Below are 2,613 nucleotides of genomic sequence, written 5' to 3'. Positions count from 1 at the left end.
CCGCCGGATCGCGGGGAGGCAGCGGGGATGTCCGAGCTGGAGCGGATCACGGCTCGCCGGAGCGAGCTGGACGCGCTCGCCGAGGAGCTAGGCAAGCGGCTTCGGGAAGTCGAGGCGGAGCGGGAGGAGTTGGTGATCGCCGAGCGGGTGCTGCACCGTCTGGCCGAGCGGGACCGCCTCCAGGCGGAGGCCGCCGCCTTGGTGGCTCCGGCGAAAGCGCAGGTGGCGGGGCGTGCGGTGCTGCTGGTCCCGCATCGCGGCGATGATCTGGAGGAGACCGCGCTGCCCGGTGACTACCGCCGGATCTTGGCGATCGTTCGGGCCGCCGATGGTCCGGTGCAGGTCAGGGCGGTGGGCGAGGAGCTGGGCCTTGAGGTGGGGTTGCGCGGGAAGCTGGAGCCGCTGCGGGCAAAGATGACCAAGCTCGCCGAACGTGGCTGGCTGCATAAACGGCCCGACGGACGGTTCATCGCACGCCGGTAGCCACGCCGAAACGGGGGCGGGGACGGTCGGGGCGTAACCGGCGGGCCCCCGGCGGCAGTTGAGTTTGGTGTGAAGAAAAACAACGACACCGTCGAGGGCCCTGACGGCCTTGTCTACACTGCCCTCCTGCCGCTGTCGAGCGCCACTCTGAACTATCTCGCCACCCTGATACGCGGCCACTGCAAGAAGATCGGCTCGCGGTGGCGGGCCCTGCCCGCGGGAAGGATCGCAGGGATCGTCCTGGCGGTACTGCGCTGTGACCAGCGGCCCGGCGATCTGGCCGGCGGAAACGGGGTGCACCGCACCACCGTCACCCGCTGGGTGCGGGAGGTCGTCGGCCTGCTGGCCGCCCGCGCCCCGCGCCTGGACCGCGCCCTGAAGAAGATCACCCGATCCGGTGGCGGAATCGTACTGCTGGACGGCTCCCTGATTCGCACCCAGCGGCGCACCGGAACAGCGAACCGGAAGAACTACTCCGGCAAGCACAAATGCCACGGCCTGCTCGTGATCGCGCTCACCGACGACCGGGGCCGCCTGCTGTGGATCTCGGCGGCCAGGCCCGGACGCACCTCGGAGATCACTGCCTGCCGGCACGACAAACTCACCGCCCATCTCCGCACGGCCGGGCTCGGCGCCATCGCCGACCTGGGCTTCGTCGGCCTCGACGACAGCGGCCCGGACGCCGACCCGGCGGTGATCACCGGCTACAAGGCCGCCCGCAACCGGCCCCTGACCCGCAGCCAGAAACTGTCCAACAAGGCGCTGGCCGCGGTACGGGCCCCGGCCGAGCACGGCTTCGCGCACCTGAAGAACTGACGCGTGCTCGGCAAGGTACGCACCGACCCGAAGTGGGCGACCACGCTGGTGAGGGCCCTGCTGGTCCTGACGAACCGCGAAGTCGCCCGCTGACCGATGATCTTCACGAGAGTCATACGCCTATGACCACTGTGAGCACGCCGACATCCACGCACACCAGACCCATGACCTGCAACTTCACGATGCGCACCGCTCATTGCCATGCCAGTAGTGGCAGGCTGCGGACGTATCGAGGCCGACGTCCTGCGGCTGGAGCTGGGTGCGGGCAAGGCGGATCACCAGCCTCTGAGGCCGCCAAAGCGGTGATCAGAACCTGTGGATGACCGTTGTTTACCCTCGGTCGGGTGGCACGGAAGCGGCGCACCTCCCGAGGAACTCTGATTGGCCAACCGGTTCCGCACCAAGGGTGTGGCTGCCATAGTGGCCCCCGTGCCCCACATCCGTGTGTCCGACGTCTGGCTCCGCATTTTCAGCCGCCAACTGGGTGGCCCCTCGGGTCCGCTCGGGGCCCTGGTCGCGAGGATGCTGAACAAGCGCAACGCCGCGCTGATCACCGCTGCGGTGGAGACCCTGGACCTGAGCGGTAGCGAGAAGGTGGCCGATATCGGGTTCGGCGGCGGGTTCGGGCTTCAGCTCTTGCTGGACGCAACCAACGACGATGGTCGCGTGCACGGCGTCGAGCCTTCCGCGGCCATGCTCACCCGAGCCGGCAAGACGTGGCGGTCTGACGTTGCTGCCGGGCACCTTGAGCTGCACCGGGCGACGATGGACTCCCTGCCGTTCGCTGACGGCGCGCTGGATGGCTGGATCAGCCTCAACACTGTCTACTTCATCGACGATCCCACGGTGGGCTTCAGTGAGCTGAAGCGGGTGCTCGCACCGACCGGCCGTGGCGTGATCGGCATCGCCGATCCAGACTGGATGGCCCGTCAGCCGTTCACCAAGCACGGCTTCACCCTCCGCCCCGTGGCTGAAGTCCTGGCCGCTCTGGAGGCCGCCGGGCTCACAACCCAGCACCACATACTGGACCATCGCGAGCCGCCCTGCCACCTGCTCGCCGTGACACCGTGACTACCCATCCGGTCACCCGGCCCACGCCGCGGATCCCACAGGTCTTGACGTTTTCTCCCGCCAAGGGGGTCTGTACAGCAAACTGACCGTACAGACCCGTCTCAGGCTCACCAACTCCTCCCGCTCCGCTTCGACCTCCTGAAGCCGTTTGCCCAACTCCTCGGCGAGCGCCTCCAGTTCACTCCGGCGAGCCGTGATCCGCTCCAGGTCGGACATCCCCGCTCCCTCCCCGCGATCCGATGA

General features: G+C 68.4%; 2 protein-coding genes and 2 pseudogenes. 3 read left to right on the top strand and 1 reads right to left on the bottom strand.

Going from position 1 to position 2,613, the window contains the following annotated elements; translation table 11 throughout:
- The 3 genes and pseudogenes from ABTZ94_RS37275 to ABTZ94_RS37265 form a co-directional block, all read left to right on the top strand.
- The coding region (locus ABTZ94_RS37275; RefSeq protein WP_502967377.1) for a hypothetical protein at positions 1–483 on the top strand (483 nt) is incomplete at its 5' end.
- Between the two features lie 69 nt (positions 484–552).
- Positions 553–1,392: pseudogene (locus ABTZ94_RS37270) on the top strand (transposase family protein).
- A 336-nt stretch (positions 1,393–1,728) separates the two neighbouring features.
- Complete coding sequence (locus ABTZ94_RS37265; protein WP_351207855.1) at positions 1,729–2,370, top strand: methyltransferase domain-containing protein; 642 nt, start codon at positions 1,729–1,731, stop codon at positions 2,368–2,370.
- A 12-nt stretch (positions 2,371–2,382) separates the two neighbouring features.
- Here the strand turns inward: ABTZ94_RS37265 and ABTZ94_RS37260 are convergent.
- Positions 2,383–2,613: pseudogene (locus tag ABTZ94_RS37260) on the bottom strand (hypothetical protein); the annotation flags it as partial.

The sequence above is a fragment of the Streptomyces sp. NPDC002785 genome (assembly GCF_040295565.1).
Lineage (GTDB): Bacteria > Actinomycetota > Actinomycetes > Streptomycetales > Streptomycetaceae > Streptomyces.
Note: the sequence above shows the minus strand (reverse complement) of the source record. Positions and strands in the feature narration are given on the sequence as shown.